The sequence below is a fragment of the Microbacterium sp. Cr-K20 genome (assembly GCF_000708325.1).
Classification (GTDB): domain Bacteria; phylum Actinomycetota; class Actinomycetes; order Actinomycetales; family Microbacteriaceae; genus Microbacterium.
The window spans coordinates 1-14,133 of sequence record NZ_JARE01000048.1; the positions used below are offsets into that span (position 1 = coordinate 1).

Below are 14,133 nucleotides of genomic sequence, written 5' to 3' on the forward strand. Positions count from 1 at the left end.
CACCTCGGCCAGATAGGTCTCGCCGATCTCGGCGACCCCGCCGCCGACCACGATCACCTCGAGGTCGAGGGCGGCATTGGCGCTCGCGAGGGCGCGCCCGAGATGGTGCGCACCGTCGCGGATCACCCGTTCCGCCCGGGCGTCTCCGCGCAGAGCCGACGCGTGCACCTCGCGCAGCGGGAGGCGCACCCCGGTCTCCTCGAAGAACGTCTGCTCCAGAGCGGGGCCGGAGGCCACGGCCTCCACGTGGCCGAAGCCACCGCAGGGGCAGCGGCGCTCGGCGAGGTTCGGGGGCAGCGAGATCTCCATGTGTCCGATCGACCCCGCGGTGCCGGTGACCCCGCGACGCAGTCCGTCCGCGAGAACGACGGCGCCCCCGATCCCGGTGCCGACCGCGACCATCAGCATCGCGTCCGCGCCCGCTCCGGCGCCCCGCTCGGCCTCGGCCACCGCGGCGGCATGCACGTCGTTGACCACCGCGACCGGGGCGCCGACCGCATCTGCGAGGGCACTCCGCAGCGGGAATCCGACCCAGCCGCTGATCGCATCCGTGGCCGAGGTGATCGTGCCGTCCGGCCCGACCACACCCGCGGTGCCGACTCCGACCGCGTCCACCGGATCGCCACCGCGCACCGCGCGCACGGCATCCGCCGCCGCCTGCACGATGGTGGGACCACCCGCGCGAGACGGTGTCGCGAGGGTGCGCACCTCGGTGGCCCTCTCGAGCCGATCGCCGTCGCGCGCGAACCCGGCGACCGCGATCTTCGTGCCGCCGATGTCGACGCCGATGATCATGCCGGGCTCCGCACCGCCGGCGTCACCGCGACGAAGCGCCGGGTGATCGCGATCGGGTCGGTGATCGCCCCGCCGACCACCACGGCGAGCGCGCCGGCATCGAACGCCTGACGGACCTGCTCGGTGGTCTGGTACCGCCCCTCGGCGATGGTGGGGATGCCGGCGGCGACGAGATCCGCGACCAGCTGCAGATCCGGCCCCTCGCCCCGCGCCGAGTGCGGCGTGTATCCCGAGAGGGTCGTGCCGACCACGGCCGCTCCGGCTTCCCGAGCGCGCATCCCCTCGTCGAGGGTGGAGACGTCGGCCATCACCGGACGCCCGGTCGCCTCCGCGATCTCGCGCAGCAGGTCGAACCTGTCGCCCAGCTGCTCCACGGTGGCATCCACCGCGATGATGTCGGCTCCCGCCTCCGCGAGGCCGAGCGCCAGCGCGACGTCGGGGGTGATCACGTTGCGGACCCCGTTGTGCACCTTGTGTAGGCCGATGATCGGAGCATCCGTCGCCGCCCGCATCCGGCGGATGTCGTCGGGACCGTTCAGGCGCAGGCCGCTGGCGCCTCCGAGCAGCGCGGATTCGGCGAGCGCGGCGATCACCTCCGTGTCGCGCACCGGGCTTCCCGACTGTGCCTGCACCGAGGCGATCAGGCGTCCGGTGAGGAGTTCGAGGGGGTCGTGGATCATTTGAGAGCTCCTGCGCTGGCGCCACCGATGAAGAACTTCTGACCGATCAGGAAGATCACCACGGCCGGAAGTGTGAACATGACGCAGGCGGCCATCAGCGGCCCCCACGCCACGTCATTCTCACCGAAGAAGGCGTACAGACCGATCGAAAGCGTATAGGTGGACTCGTCGTTCAGATAGATGAGCGGGTTGAGGAAGTCGGTCCACGCCCACACGAACTGGAAGATCGCCGCCGTCACGATGGCGGGCCGCGCCAACGGCAGCACGATCGTCGCGTAGGTGCGGAACTCGGAGGCGCCGTCCAGGCGGGCGGCCTCGATCAGCTCGTCCGGCACCGCGAGCAGGAACTGCCGGATCATGAAGATGAAGAACGGCGTGCCGAGGAACGCGGGGACGATCAGCGGCAGATACGTGTTGGTCGCCTCCAGCCCGTTCCACACCAGGAACAGCGGGATGAGGGTGACCTGCGGCGGGAGCATCATGGTGGCCAGCACCAGGATGAGCAGCGGGCGGGAGCCGCGCCAGCGCACCTTGGCCAGCGCATAGGCCACGAGCGGGCACGAGATGACCGTGCCGAGGATGCTCATCCCCGACACGAACAGGGTGTTCCCGAGATAACGCCACACCGGGATCTGCTCGAACGCCTCGGCGAAGTTGTCCATCGTCCAGTCGGTCGGCAGCAACGACGGCGGCGAGGAGAACACGTCGCCCGGCGTCTTGAACGCGGTCGACAGCATCACGAGCAGCGGAAAAAGGAACAGCAGCGCGAGCAGCGCGACCGAGACCTGCTGCCGGACACGGCGCATCGTCCGGCGCACCCGCCGGGGACGCTTGCGGATGACGGCGACGTCAGCGTGTGCCATCGTGCACCCACTTCCTCGAGGTCGCGAGCACGATCAGGCTCACGACCAGCGTGATGATGAACAGGGTCCAGGCCATGGCCGACGCGTAGCCCATCTTCAGGAACACGAACGCGTTCTGATACAGGTACATCGCGTACGACAGCATCGACTGCCCCGGCCCGGAGCCGGCCTGATTCAGCCGCTCCTGGGAGAGGATGTACGGCTGCGTGAAGATCTGCAGGAATCCGATGATGCTCACGATCACCTGGAACAGGGTCACCGGCGAGACGGTGGGCCAGGTCACACTGGTGAAGCGGCGCCACATGCCCGCGCCATCCAGTTCGGCCGCCTCGTACAGCTCCTTCGGGACCTCCTGGAGGGCGGCGAGGTAGATGATCATCGTTCCGCCGACGGTCCACAGCGACATCAGGATGATGGCGGGCTTGGTCCATTCGGGCTCCTGCAGCCAGGCCGGTCCCTCGATGCCGAACCAGGACAGGAAGTAGTTCACGAAGCCGTACTGGGCGTTGAGCAGCCAGCGCCACAGGTAGCCGCCGACGACGACGGGCACGATCGAGGGCAGGTAGACGAGCGCGCGGTAGAGCGGCTGACCCCGCACCGGGGTGTTCAGCAGGTGCGCACCCGCGAGGGCGATGCCGATCGCGAGCGGAACACCGAAGACGGTGAGGACGGCGGTGTTCGCGAGCGACTTCCAGAAGACGCCGTCGTTGAACATCTGCACGTAGTTCGCCAGCCCCACCCACTCCGGGGACTGGAACAGGTTGAAGTCGGTGAAGCTGTAGTACGCGGACGCCGCGATCGGGTAGGCGAAGAGGAACAGGAACCCGACGATGAACGGCGACGCGAACGCGAGGCCGATCAGGGTCGACCGGCGGGTGCGACGCCGCCGCGGGGCGCGCCCGCCGGGCCCGGCAGGAGCATTCTCCTGCCGGACCCGGCGCGCTGTTGCAGTGGTCACGGAGCCTCGATCACTTCGTGGAGTAGTTGGCCATGCGCTCCTCGACCGTCGCGATCGCCTCTTCGGGGGTCGCCGTGAGACGGACGACCTCATCGAAGGCGGTGGCGAGGTCGGTGGCGTACTCGGCGCTGTACGGAAGGCTCGCGAGCGCCTTCGCGTTCGGGGAGGATGCCGCGTCGGCCCACACGCCGAAGTCCTGCAGGCTGTCGAAGGCGGCGCTGCCGGCGAGCGACGTGCGTCCGGGCAGGTTGCCGAGCGCGACGGCGAACTTCTCCATCGGCTCCTCGCTGACGAGGTAGGCGAGGAACGTGGCCGCCTCCTCCTTGTGCTTCGAGTTCGCGGGGATGAAGAGCGTGCTGGCGGTGACCTGCGTGCTGTTCTCGAGCTCCGGCGAAGCGGCCGGGATCGCCGTGACACCCCACTCGAAGTCCGGGGCGATCTTGGCCGCGGAGGCCGAACGCCATTCACCGTCGATGATCATCGCGACCTTGCCGCTGAAGAACGGGTCCTGCGCCGAGAGGTACTCTCCCTGGCCCGAGACGAAGGTCGCCATGGCCTGGGCGCCGACCGGCTCGATCACGTTGTCCTGGTACCACTGCAGGGCTTCGAGGTTGCCGTCTTCGGCGGGGGTGGGGCCGTCCTCGCCGTCCCAGCTGCCGCCGAACGCGTAGCCGAGGGTGGTCAGGGTCGTGCTGTCGTTGGCCGAGCCGAGGCCGAGCTGCGTGATCTTCCCGGATCCGTCGACCACGGTGAGCTTCTCGATCGCGGCCGCGAGCTCGTCCATGGTGGTCGGCGGCGTGACGCCGGCTTCCTCCAGCAGCTGCGTGTTGTAGAGCAGCTGGAAGCTGTGGGTGGCGATCGGCAGCGAGTAGATCTTGCCGTCGTACGTCATCTGCTCCATGGCGCTGGGGATGAAGTCGTCGATCTCGATGCCCTCGGCCGCGATCGCGTCGTCAAGAGGGGCGAGGATGCCCTTCGAGGCCCAGGCGCCGACCGTGTTGCCGAAGTTGTCGGAGATGTCGAACGATCCGTTCGATGACGACATCGAGGTCAGCTGCTTCTGGGTGTCGGGGCTGGAGACGCCCTTGACCACGATCTCGTCCTGGCTGCCGTTGAAGTCGGCGATGATCTCTTCGAGCGCCTTCGCCTCTTCACCGCCCCAGAGGTACGAGAACGTGATCTCGGTCGGGCCGTCGGCGTCGCCGCCGCCTGCACCGCATCCGGTGAGGGCGACGACAGTGGCTGTGGTCAGGGCACCGGCGATCAGGGCGCGCCGGCGCATGTGCTGCTTCGTGTGCATGGGAGTTCTCCGCTCATCATTGACCTTGCAAAAGGATTGGAATAGACCAATTCGGAACCGCTGAGAACAGACATTGACACATCCGCGGGTGATCGTCAAGATTGGGTTAGTCCAAATGGGCAGACCGGAGGGGTGGGCATGTCGTCGATCGAAGGCGTGACGAAGCACGAGCGGGTGCGACGGCATCTGGAAGAGGTCATCCAGCAGGGGCTCGCCCCGCACGAGAAGCTGCCGACCGAGCGCGACCTCGCCGAGTCGCTCGAGGTGAACCGGCAGACCGTGCGGCGTGCCCTCGACGAGCTGGAGCGCGACGGCCTGGTCTACCGCCTGCAGGGGGCCGGCACGTTCGTGAGCGCCTCGCGCATCAGCAAGACCTTCGAGCTCACCTCGTTCTCGGAAGACATGCACACGCGCAACATGCGGCCCGGTTCGCTGTCGGTCGACGTCGGCACGGCATCCGCAGGGCAGACCGCCGGGTACGCGCTGAACCTCAGCCCGCAGTCACCCGTCGTCCGCATCCGCCGGGTGCGCACGGCCGACGACATCCCGATCTGCCTCGAGGTCTGCTCGATCGCCGCCGACGCGGTGCCGGGCCTCGAAGACGGCATCGTCGGAGACTCGCTGTACGAGGATCTGCGCTCGCGGTTCGGTATCTCCGCGGTCCGCGCCGACCAGGAGATCCATGCGGTCGTGCTCGACGAGGAGCAGGCCGACGCACTGCAGACGCCGCCGTTCTCGCCCGCCTTCCTCGTCAAGCGCACCACCTACGACGCGCGCAGCCGCCCGATCGAGTACGCCGAGTCGGTGTACCGGGGCGACCGCTACTCGTATCTGGTCTCGATCTCGCGCCCCTGAACCCTTTCCCGAATCGCCACCCGAACTCCCCGAAGTCCCCCGACGAAAGGCACTCCCCCGTGTCCGACACGACTCTGCGCCCGCGCATCGCTCTGCTCCCGCTCGACGACCGACCGGTGAACGTGCGGCTTCCCGGCGACGTCGCCGCGGTCGCCGGAGTGATCCTCGACGTGCCGCCGGCCGAGATCCTGCCCTCGTACCGCGTCGCCGGAGACGCGACCGCGCTCGGCGCCTGGCTGCTCGACCGCGTCGCCGACCCGGCCACGGTGCATGTGGTGGTGTCGGTCGACATGCTGCTCTACGGCGGGCTGATCGCCAGCCGCACGAGCGCCGACACGACGCGCGAGGTGCTGGAGCGTCTCGACGTGCTGCGCGAGGTGCGCCGCCGTCGGCCGGAGCTGCCGATCTCGGCCGTCTCGCTCGTGACGCGGGCGAGCAACTCATACTCGGCGGCCGAGGAGCCGGAGTACTGGCGGGAGCACGGCAAGGAGATCCATGCGCTCGGCGGCGACGCGCACCGGCTGCTCTACGAGGCCGACGTGCTGCCGCTGTCGGAGCTGACGCCGGTGCCGGCCGAGATCGTGTCCGACTACTCGGCACGGCGGCTGCGCAATCACATCGTGAACCTGTCGACGCTCGCGCTCGTCGAGGATGCGACGCTCGACTTCCTGGCGATCACCGCCGATGACACCGCGCCGTTCGCCGCGGGCAGTGCCGAACAGGTGTGGCTGCGGCACTGGATGCGGATGCTGCCGTCGGGCCGCGATGTGCTGATGTACCCGGGTGCCGACGAGGTGGGCGCGGCGCTGGTTGCCCGGGCGCTGGCCGCGAACGCCGGCGTGACCGCCTCGTTCTCGGTCGCGTGCGCGGACGCCGAGGGCATGACCCGCATCCCGCCGTACGAGAACATGTCGCTCGCGGCTTCCGCGAGCCGGCAGATCCGCGCGGCCGGGGCCGCGGAGGTCTCCGAAGGCGGCGACGTGACCCTGGTGCTGCACGCGCCCGATCCCGACCGACACGACATGTTCCGCGGCCGGCCGGATCAGGTGGACGAGGATGCCGTGGCCGGCACGGTCGCGTTGATCGGGGAGCGGCTGGACGCGGGCGAGCACGTGGCCCTCGCCGACGTCCGCTACCCCAACGGCGCCGACGAGGCACTCGTGCGGGCGCTCGCCGAGGCGGGGCTGCTCGGGCGACTCGAGGCTTTCGGCGGATGGAACACGGCCGGCAACACACTCGGCAGCGTGGTCGCCGTCGCGGCGGCCGGAGTGGTGGGCCGGGCGACGGGCACGTTCGATGACCGCGCCGCCCGCATCGCCCTGCTCACGCGACTCCTCGACGACTTCGCGTACCAGGCGGTCGTGCGCACCGACTCCGGGCCCGCGCTGTTCCCCGACGTCTACCCGATGGCCGACGACGGCCGGGTCGCGACGGCGGAGCGGGTCATCCGCGAGGAGTTGACGGCGCTGCTGGAGTCGACGCTCCCCGCGGAGGACGTGCGCATCCAGGAGCTGACCCTGCCGTGGCGACGATCGTTCGAGATCGGGCTCGTGCTGAGCTAGCCCGGCGCGTCATGCGGCGCGATCCGTCGGCAGCGTCAGGATCTCGGCCGCGTCACGATCTCGGCAGCGTCAAGATCTCCGCCCCGTCCGCGGTGATCGCGATCGTGTGCTCGGTGTGCGCGGAGCGGCATCCGGTGGCGCTCCGCAGGGTCCAGCCGTCGTCGTCGGTGCGCAGCACGTCGGTGTCGGCCATGACCCAGGGCTCGAGCGCGAGCAGGAGTCCGGGGCGCAGCGTATAGCCACGGCCCGGCCGCCCGTCGTTCGCGATATGAGGATCCTGGTGCATGGTCGAGCCGATGCCGTGGCCGCCGAATTCGAGGTTGATGGGGTAGCCGGCGTCGTGCAGGACTGTGCCGATCGCGTGCGAAAGGTCGCCGATGCGGGCCCCGGGTCGAGCGGCGGCGATGCCCGCGGCGAGCGCCCGCTCGGTCGCCTCGATCATCGCGAGGTCTTCCACCGCCGGGGTGCCGCCGACCACGAAGCTGATGGCCGCGTCGGCCGAGATGCCGCGCAGGGTCACGGCCAGGTCGAGCGTGAGCAGGTCTCCTGGCCGAAGGGCGTAGTCGTGGGGCATGCCGTGCAGCACGGCGTCGTTCACGGCCGTGCACAGGTAGTGGCCAAACGGGCCGCTGCCGAACGAGGGGGCGTAGTCGACGTAGCAGGATTCGGCCCCGGCATCCTCGATCAGCCGCTTCGCCCACCGGTCGAGGTCGAGCAGATTCACACCGACTGCGGCGCGGGCTTTCAACGCCTGCAGGATGTCGCCGACGAGCGCGCCGGTCGCCCGCGCCCGCGTGAGCTCGTCGGCGTTCAGGATCTCGATCATGGGTCCTCTTCCGTCGTGACCAATAACTATCCCGGTAATACTATCCCGGTATTAGTATGGGCATCATGATGGTCCGGATGCCGCTCACCCCCGCCGAGCTCGAGCGCGGCGAGCGCCTCGGCGCCCTGCTGCGGCGCGCGCGCGGGGAACGGTCGATGCTGAGCGTCGCACTGGATGCCGGCATCTCCCCCGAGACCCTGCGCAAGATCGAGTCGGGACGCGTCGCCACCCCCGCGTTCTCGACGATCGCGGCGATCGCCGGCGTGCTCGAGCTCTCGCTGGATGCGGTGTGGGCCGAGGTCGACCCGCGCACGGCCGAGACCACGGCTCGACGCATCGCCTCCTGAATTCGAGGAGCGTCTCGCCCCGCTCTGCCTGCGCGCCGCGCGAACTTCTGCACACGCCCGGCCGAAACGCAAGCCTGGTGCCCCCCACAGGAAGGCGTGTTTAGCTCGAGGAACAGTCGACGTGGGGGAGACGTTTTGTCGCAGAGCATTCAGCCGGAGAGCAACAGCAGCGGGAACAGCATCCGCGTGAGCGTGGTGGTTCCGGTGTTCCGGCCGGGCGCATCGTTCGATGACCTCATCGCATCGCTCGATCACCAGACCCTCGACCCCGCCGCGTTCGAGGTGCTGCTGTGCGACGACGGCTCGGGCGAGCCGACCGGTGAACGCTTGGCCGCCATCGCGCGCACGCGCCCGAACGTGCGGGTGCTGTCACTGGAGCACTCCGGATGGCCGGGGATGCCGCGCAACCACGGCGTCGATGCCGCCCGCGGCACGTACGTGCAGTTCGTCGACCAGGACGACTACCTGTTCGACGGCGCGCTCGAGAAGCTGTGCGACTACGCGGATGCGAACGCGTCCGACGTCGTCGTCGGCAAGGAGGTGGGGATCGGCCGCCCGCTTCCGAGCAAGATCTTCCGCCGCGACATCCCCCGGGCGACGCTGGGCACCGATCCGCTGCTCGAGATGCTCACGCCGCACAAGATGTTCCGCACGGCATTCCTGCGGGCGAACGGCATCCGCTTCCCGGAGGGGCGCGTGCGGCTGGAGGATCACCTGTTCGTGATGCAGGCCTACTTCGCCGCGTCGACCATCTCAATCCTCGCGAGCGTGCCCTGCTACGCGTGGGTGAAGCAGCCGGGCAGCGCCAGTTCCGCCCGGATCGAGCCGGAGACGTACTTCCCGCATTTGGAGACCGTGCTCGACATCGTCGAGGCGCACACCGAGCCGGGACGACTGCGCGACCGGCTCCTGCGGCACTGGTTCCGCGGGAAGATCCTCAAGCGCATCGCGGGGCGCCGCATGGTCAAGTACCCCGACGATTATCGCGACCGCCTGCTGGACGTGGTCGTCCCCCTGACGCAGAGGCGGTTCGGCCCTGGTGTGGATGCCGGCCTCAGCTTCGCGCACCGCATCCGCGCGGCGTTGCTCCGCGCCGATCGCCGTGACGACCTGGTGCGTCTGGCCGCGTTCGAGTCGGGACTGCAGTGCCGCGCCACGGTCACCGCCGCGCACTGGTCGCGGGGCGGCGGGCTGCACCTCACCGTTCGCGTCGACATCACGCAGGACGGGAAGGATGCGCTGGTGTTCGAGACGTTCGCCGCGGATCCGTCGGCCCCCGCCGCACAGGATGCCGCCGGGCCTGCGACCGGCGCGAAGTCTTCCGGCGCCAAGAAGTCGATTCGGCTGACGTCACTGCCGCTGTCGTCTCTCGACGGGTTGCCGGCGAATCTCCTGGCGGTGGATCGCGAGCTGCGCAACGATCGCATCGAGCTGATCCTCCGCGACGGCACCGACACCGGCACCCGCACCGGCACCGGCACCGGCACCGGCACGGACACCGGGACCGAGCGCATCCTCTCCGGCCGCCGACCACGTGACCTCTCCGCCGTCGCCGTCTCGATCGATCCGGTTCGCGCGTTCGAGCGGACGGACGATTCCCGAGGCGGCCCGCTCAGCGTCAAGGTCCGCCGGGCGGGGTGGACATTCGACGTTCCCCTGGAGGCCGATGCCGCGGTGCTCGCTCGCATCGGCCGTTCGCCGATCCTCGCGGGGCGCGCCTGCACGCTCACGGCAGGCGAGGGCGGCACGGTGGAGCTGCATCGCGAGTGGCCGGGCGGCGGACTCAAGGACGCCGCGGGCCGCACGGTGCGCAGCATCCGTCGCACCCTCCGGCGGCATTGACCGCCGTATTGCCCCATCGAACGAATAACGATAGATTCCTGTTGTTCTTCGATGAAGGAGTGGGCATGGGGAAGACGACGATCGTCGTTCTGCGCATCGTGATCGCGGTGGCGCTGCTGGGTTCGCTGGTGGTGCAGGCACTCATCGTGCCGCTGCTGTGGCTCGACCTCGCCGAGGATGAGCTGTGGGGCCGGATCGTGCTGGTGTCGATCGTGGTGCTGGGCGTGGGAACACTGCAGGTGTTCGGGGTGTGCGTGTGGATGCTGCTCACGCGGGTGCGGCGCGGATCGATCTTCGCGGAGTCGTCGTTCCGGTACGTGAACGTCATCATCGGGGTGATCCTGGTGGCCGCCGCCCTCACGTGGATCTTGGCCGCGCTGCTCGCGCCGGGGTCGACGGCGCCGGGCGTCGTGGCGCTGATCGGCGGCGCCGGGGTCGTGCTCGCCGGGATGGCGCTGCTCGTGGTCGTCATGAAGGCGCTGCTGCGGCAGGCGATCGACCGCGAGGCCGAGGCGCGAGCGCTGCGCTCCGAACTCGACGACGAGGTGATCTGATGCCCGTGGTGGTCGACATCGACGTGATGATGGCGCGGAGGAAGATGAGCGTCGGGGAGCTGGCCGAGCGCATCGGCATCACGCCGACCAACCTCGCCGTCTTGAAGAACGGCCGCGCGAAGGCGGTGCGCTTCACGACGCTGGACGCGCTCTGCGCGGTCCTGGAGTGCCAGCCAGGCGATCTGCTGCGCTGGGAGCCCGACGCGGGTTGACGCACTTCGCATCGGTGGCGTTGAGCGAAAACGGAGACGCATCGCGCTACACGCGGCGCGCCGCGGACCGACACGCCGTCGGATGCCGTGAGCGTCTCCGTTTCGGCCGTCAGCGCCCCGCGAGCAGCTCCCCCAGCCGCGCCGCTTCCCCCTCCGGCATCCCGTACCCGTGCTCGACCGCGGGATACGAGCCGCCGCGCACCTCCGTCGCATAGGCCTCGACACCCGCGACCGCGGCCGCCCGCAACTCCGCGTAGCGCTTGACGAACTTGGCCGCGCCGCCGTCGTAGAGCCCGAGCAGGTCATGGAACACGAGCACCTGCCCGTCGGCATCCGCTCCGGCTCCGATCCCGATCACGGGGATGTCGAGCAGAGGCACGAGTGCGGCGGTGACCTCCGACGGCACCGCCTCGACCACGAGCATCGAGCACCCCGCCGCCTGCAGGGCGAGGGCGTCGTCGATCACGGCGAGCGCCGCCTCGGCCGTGCGGCCCTGTGCGCGGTAGCCGCCGAGCGCCGTGGCCGTCTGCGGAGTGAGCCCGACGTGTCCGACCACCGGGATACCCGCCTGCACGAGAGCCCGCGCCCGATCGACGGTCGTGCCGCCGCGCTCGATCTTCACCAGGTCGCAGCCGGCTTCCTTGATGAAGCGCTGCGCGGTGGCGATCGCGAGCTCGTCCGAGGCCTCGTATGACCCGAACGGCAGGTCGCCGACCAGCAGCGGAACGGTCAGCCCGCGGCGCACGGCCTTCGTCAGCATCAGCATCTCGTCGACCGTGACCGGCACGGTGCTGTCGTAGCCGAGCACGGTCATCGCGGCGGAATCCCCCACGAGCACGATGTCGACGCCGGCAGCCTCGACGATCTGCGCACTCGGGTGGTCGTAGGCGGTGACCATGACGATCGGCTCGCCGGCATCCTTCTTGGCAGCCAGCGAGGCGAGCGTGACGCGCTTGCGCGGGGCGGCGTGGGCATTCATGCGCGAGCCTCCGTCAACAGTCGGTCGACGGCGCCATCGACCTGGATGATCGCGTTGTCCCGGTCGACGTGCACCACCACCGGCTCGTAGCTCTCGAGGTCTTCACGCGAGTAGTCGGCGTAGGAGATGACGATGATCGTGTCGCCCGTGTGCACGAGGCGGGCCGCAGCCCCGTTGACCTGGATGACGCCTGATCCGCGCTCACCGGTCAGCGTGTACGTCTCGAAGCGAGCGCCATTATCGACGTCGACGACCTGCACCTGCTCGTGCGGAAGGATGTCGGCGGCCTCGAGCAGGAGGGGGTCGATCGTGATCGAGCCCACGTAGTGCAGATCGCTGGCGGTGACGGTCGCGCGGTGGATCTTCGACTTCAGCATCGTGCGTCGCATCAGGCGTCGCCCTTCGGTTCGGTGGCCTGCGGTCCGACGGCACCCGGATCAGCGGCATCCGGGTCGGCGGCATCCGAATCGGGGGCGGACAGCACATGGTTGTCGATCAGCCGCGCCGCGCCGACGTGCGCAGCGACCGCGAGCAGCGCATCCCGCTCGACACGCATGACCGGCTCCAGAGTCTCGGCATCGCGGAGCTCCAGGTATTCGGGCGAGATCCCGGCGGCATCGAGCACATGCCGGGCGGCGGCCAGGATCAACGGGGCCCCGCGCTCCCCCGCCGCGAACGCCGCGGCCGCCGCATCCAGTGCCCGGTTCAACGCGGTCGCCTGCAGCCGTGCGGCATCGTCGAGGTACACGTTGCGCGAGCTCATGGCGAGTCCGTCGGCCTCTCGCACGATCGGACACGCGACGATCCGCACGTCCAGGTCGAGATCGCGCACGACGCGGCGGACGACGAGCACCTGCTGCGCATCCTTCTGCCCGAAGTACGCGGCATCCGGTCGGACGATCCCGAACAGCTTCGCGACGACCGTGGCGACGCCGTCGAAGTGGTGCGCTCCGCGGCTCGCGCCGTCGAGCACGTCGGTGAGGCCCGCGACGTGGATGTTCGTCGCGAACCCCTCGGGGTAGATCTCGGATGCCGCGGGGGCGAAGAGGATGTCGACGTCCTCAGCCTCGGCCAGCCCAGCGTCGCGGGCCTCATCGCGCGGGTAGGAGCTGAGGTCTTCGTTCGCGCCGAACTGGGTCGGGTTGACGAAGAGCGAGACGACCACGAGGTCGGATGCCGCGCGCGCGGCCCGCATGAGAGAGAGGTGTCCGTCGTGGAACGCACCCATCGTGGGGACGAGCCCGACCGTGCCGTTCGCGAGCCGAGCCTCACGGACGGCCGCACGCACCTCGGGGATCGTGCGGAGGATTCTCATGCGGAAGGCTCCTTCGGGGCGGCGGTCGTTTCGCTGGCCGGCTCACCGGTCGGCTCACCGGTCATTTGTCGGGAGAAAGAACGGATGTCGGGTGAAACAGCCGCGTTTCTCCCTGCATCCGTACTTCCTCCCGACATCCGTACCGGGTCGTCGGCGCGAGAGGCGATCGCCTGAGTCGCGGCGGCGAGGGCGTCGAACAGTTCCTGAAGGTCGAGCTCTCCGGCGGCCGACCTCTGCCGGGCGACCGTCTCCCCGTCGCCGCGGGCGATCGGTCCGGTGAGGGCTTCCTGCGCGCCGGCATCCGTCCAGTTCTCGACCGTCTGCCGGACGAGCGGGGCGAAGAGTTCGCGAGCTTCGCCCGAGAGGATGCCGGCGGCCGCGGCGAGCTGCTCCGCCGCATCGAGCACCGTGAGCACGAAGTTCGAGGCGAACGAGGCGGCCGCGTGATAAGCCGGGCGGTCGGCGTCGGCAACGGCGAACGGCCGCGCCCCGAGCGCGCGGGCCAGCTGTTCGGCGACCGCGCGGGCGTCGTCGGTGCGGCCGTCGACTGCGGCGCCGATGCCGTGGAACACGTCGGGCGTCTCTGCTCCGGTGAAGGTCTGCAGGGGGTGGAGGCTGAAGTCGACGTCGTCGAGCGAGGTGGCACCGGAGACGTGTCCGACGAGGCGCGCGTGCGGTCGAGCGACGAACGCGACGGCCGGGATCGCGGAGTCGGGAACGCAGAGCAGGGCGATGTCGGCGTTCGGCATCGACTGATCGCGGCGGAGGGGGCCGAGGACGTCGAACCCCGCCGTGCGCAGGGAGCGCGCGAGCACGCGTCCGAGACGACCGGCGCCGACGATGGCGATGGTCGTTCCTGGCGCGAGGGTGGTGGGGGTCTGCATGTCGATTCTCCGGCCCAATGGGGCGGTCCGGATGCCAGAAGTATCCGCCCATCGCGGCATCCGCTCCAAATCTGGGAGCAGAATGACAATTCGATTGCGGTGTTTACTTGTCATTCTCGGGATGATCTGCCGCTACGACGTGGCACATCGCTCTCGCGCCA

The 14,133-nt window shown here is 69.6% G+C and carries 16 protein-coding genes; 6 read left to right on the forward strand and 10 right to left on the reverse strand.

What is annotated here, in order from left to right:
* From GZ67_RS0110475 to GZ67_RS0110495, 5 genes are all read right to left on the reverse strand, one after another.
* A partial coding sequence (locus GZ67_RS0110475) for an ROK family protein (RefSeq protein ID WP_029273882.1) occupies nt 1–795 on the reverse strand: 795 nt, incomplete at its 3' end.
* On the reverse strand, nt 792–1,475 hold the full coding sequence (locus tag GZ67_RS0110480) for an N-acetylmannosamine-6-phosphate 2-epimerase (RefSeq protein WP_029264016.1): 684 nt from the start codon (nt 1,473–1,475) through the stop codon (nt 792–794). The genes GZ67_RS0110480 and GZ67_RS0110475, both read right to left, overlap by 4 nt.
* Entirely contained in the window at nt 1,472–2,338 is an 867-nt protein-coding gene (locus GZ67_RS0110485) for a carbohydrate ABC transporter permease (RefSeq protein ID WP_051662473.1), read from the reverse strand. The genes GZ67_RS0110480 and GZ67_RS0110485 overlap by 4 nt, the downstream gene beginning before the upstream one ends.
* On the reverse strand, nt 2,325–3,296 hold the full coding sequence (locus GZ67_RS0110490) for a carbohydrate ABC transporter permease (protein ID WP_231481774.1): 972 nt from the start codon (nt 3,294–3,296) through the stop codon (nt 2,325–2,327). Before GZ67_RS0110490 ends, GZ67_RS0110485 begins: the two co-directional genes overlap by 14 nt.
* 10 nt (nt 3,297–3,306) lie before the next feature.
* The gene (locus GZ67_RS0110495) at nt 3,307–4,596 is read right to left on the reverse strand and encodes an ABC transporter substrate-binding protein (protein WP_029264013.1); all 1,290 of its coding nucleotides are present in this window, start codon (nt 4,594–4,596) and stop codon (nt 3,307–3,309) included.
* Between the two features lie 138 nt (nt 4,597–4,734).
* Here GZ67_RS0110495 and GZ67_RS20560 point away from each other — a divergent pair, with 138 nt between their 5' ends.
* Together GZ67_RS20560 and GZ67_RS0110505 are read left to right on the forward strand one after the other, a co-directional pair.
* Nucleotides 4,735–5,451 (forward strand): GntR family transcriptional regulator, encoded by a 717-nt coding sequence (locus tag GZ67_RS20560; RefSeq protein WP_029273885.1) that lies wholly within the window; start codon nt 4,735–4,737, stop codon nt 5,449–5,451.
* A gap of 59 nt (nt 5,452–5,510) precedes the next feature.
* Entirely contained in the window at nt 5,511–7,013 is a 1,503-nt protein-coding gene (locus GZ67_RS0110505; protein ID WP_051662474.1) for a DUF4127 family protein, read from the forward strand.
* Nucleotides 7,014–7,065: 52 nt separating this feature from the next.
* Here GZ67_RS0110505 and map read toward each other — a convergent pair whose 3' ends face one another.
* The gene (gene map / locus GZ67_RS0110510) at nt 7,066–7,839 is read right to left on the reverse strand and encodes a type I methionyl aminopeptidase (RefSeq protein ID WP_029264010.1); all 774 of its coding nucleotides are present in this window, start codon (nt 7,837–7,839) and stop codon (nt 7,066–7,068) included.
* Nucleotides 7,840–7,907: 68 nt separating this feature from the next.
* On the opposite strand from map, the gene GZ67_RS0110515 reads away from it, so the two are divergent.
* The 4 genes from GZ67_RS0110515 (at nt 7,908) to GZ67_RS0110530 (ending at nt 10,794) form a co-directional block, all read left to right on the forward strand.
* Nucleotides 7,908–8,186, forward strand: a complete 279-nt coding sequence (locus GZ67_RS0110515; protein WP_029264009.1) for a helix-turn-helix domain-containing protein — start codon at nt 7,908–7,910, stop codon at nt 8,184–8,186.
* Between the two features lie 135 nt (nt 8,187–8,321).
* Nucleotides 8,322–10,028 carry a glycosyltransferase family A protein gene (locus GZ67_RS20155; protein WP_051662475.1) on the forward strand — a complete coding sequence of 569 codons (1,707 nt, stop codon included), beginning with the start codon at nt 8,322–8,324 and terminating at the stop codon, nt 10,026–10,028.
* 65 nt (nt 10,029–10,093) lie between these two features.
* Nucleotides 10,094–10,582: a DUF2975 domain-containing protein gene (locus tag GZ67_RS0110525; protein WP_029273887.1), complete on the forward strand. Its 489-nt coding sequence runs from the start codon at nt 10,094–10,096 to the stop codon at nt 10,580–10,582.
* On the forward strand, nt 10,582–10,794 hold the full coding sequence (locus GZ67_RS0110530) for a helix-turn-helix domain-containing protein (protein WP_029264006.1): 213 nt from the start codon (nt 10,582–10,584) through the stop codon (nt 10,792–10,794). The genes GZ67_RS0110525 and GZ67_RS0110530 overlap by 1 nt, the downstream gene beginning before the upstream one ends.
* 109 nt (nt 10,795–10,903) lie before the next feature.
* Here the strand turns inward: GZ67_RS0110530 and panB are convergent, their stop codons facing one another.
* Genes panB through GZ67_RS0110550 form a run of 4 tightly spaced genes read right to left on the reverse strand, consistent with a single transcriptional unit; the run spans nt 10,904 to nt 13,972 of the window.
* A complete protein-coding gene (gene panB, locus GZ67_RS0110535; RefSeq protein WP_029264005.1) occupies nt 10,904–11,773 on the reverse strand; it encodes a 3-methyl-2-oxobutanoate hydroxymethyltransferase in 870 nt (289 codons plus the stop codon).
* Nucleotides 11,770–12,162 carry an aspartate 1-decarboxylase gene (panD, locus tag GZ67_RS0110540; protein WP_029264004.1) on the reverse strand — a complete coding sequence of 131 codons (393 nt, stop codon included), beginning with the start codon at nt 12,160–12,162 and terminating at the stop codon, nt 11,770–11,772. The genes panB and panD overlap by 4 nt, the downstream gene beginning before the upstream one ends.
* Nucleotides 12,162–13,088: a pantoate--beta-alanine ligase gene (gene panC / locus GZ67_RS0110545; RefSeq protein ID WP_051662476.1), complete on the reverse strand. Its 927-nt coding sequence runs from the start codon at nt 13,086–13,088 to the stop codon at nt 12,162–12,164. The genes panD and panC overlap by 1 nt, the downstream gene beginning before the upstream one ends.
* Entirely contained in the window at nt 13,085–13,972 is an 888-nt protein-coding gene (locus tag GZ67_RS0110550; protein WP_081859966.1) for a DUF2520 domain-containing protein, read from the reverse strand. The genes panC and GZ67_RS0110550 overlap by 4 nt, the downstream gene beginning before the upstream one ends.
* Nucleotides 13,973–14,133: the final 161 nt, after the last annotated feature.

Excerpts from the sequence above, each read along its gene's own strand:
- GZ67_RS0110480 (WP_029264016.1), bottom strand. The coding sequence starts at position 1,475 with ATGATCCACGACCCCCTCGAACTCCTCACCGGACGCCTGATCGCCTCG.
- GZ67_RS0110485 (WP_051662473.1), bottom strand. The coding sequence starts at position 2,338 with ATGGCACACGCTGACGTCGCCGTCATCCGCAAGCGTCCCCGGCGGGTG.
- GZ67_RS0110495 (WP_029264013.1), bottom strand. The coding sequence starts at position 4,596 with ATGCACACGAAGCAGCACATGCGCCGGCGCGCCCTGATCGCCGGTGCC.
- GZ67_RS20560 (WP_029273885.1), top strand. The coding sequence starts at position 4,735 with ATGTCGTCGATCGAAGGCGTGACGAAGCACGAGCGGGTGCGACGGCAT.
- map (WP_029264010.1), bottom strand. The coding sequence starts at position 7,839 with ATGATCGAGATCCTGAACGCCGACGAGCTCACGCGGGCGCGGGCGACC.
- GZ67_RS0110515 (WP_029264009.1), top strand. The coding sequence starts at position 7,908 with ATGGTCCGGATGCCGCTCACCCCCGCCGAGCTCGAGCGCGGCGAGCGC.
- GZ67_RS0110525 (WP_029273887.1), top strand. The coding sequence starts at position 10,094 with ATGGGGAAGACGACGATCGTCGTTCTGCGCATCGTGATCGCGGTGGCG.
- GZ67_RS0110530 (WP_029264006.1), top strand. The coding sequence starts at position 10,582 with ATGCCCGTGGTGGTCGACATCGACGTGATGATGGCGCGGAGGAAGATG.
- panB (WP_029264005.1), bottom strand. The coding sequence starts at position 11,773 with ATGAATGCCCACGCCGCCCCGCGCAAGCGCGTCACGCTCGCCTCGCTG.
- panD (WP_029264004.1), bottom strand. The coding sequence starts at position 12,162 with ATGCGACGCACGATGCTGAAGTCGAAGATCCACCGCGCGACCGTCACC.
- panC (WP_051662476.1), bottom strand. The coding sequence starts at position 13,088 with ATGAGAATCCTCCGCACGATCCCCGAGGTGCGTGCGGCCGTCCGTGAG.
- GZ67_RS0110550 (WP_081859966.1), bottom strand. The coding sequence starts at position 13,972 with ATGCAGACCCCCACCACCCTCGCGCCAGGAACGACCATCGCCATCGTC.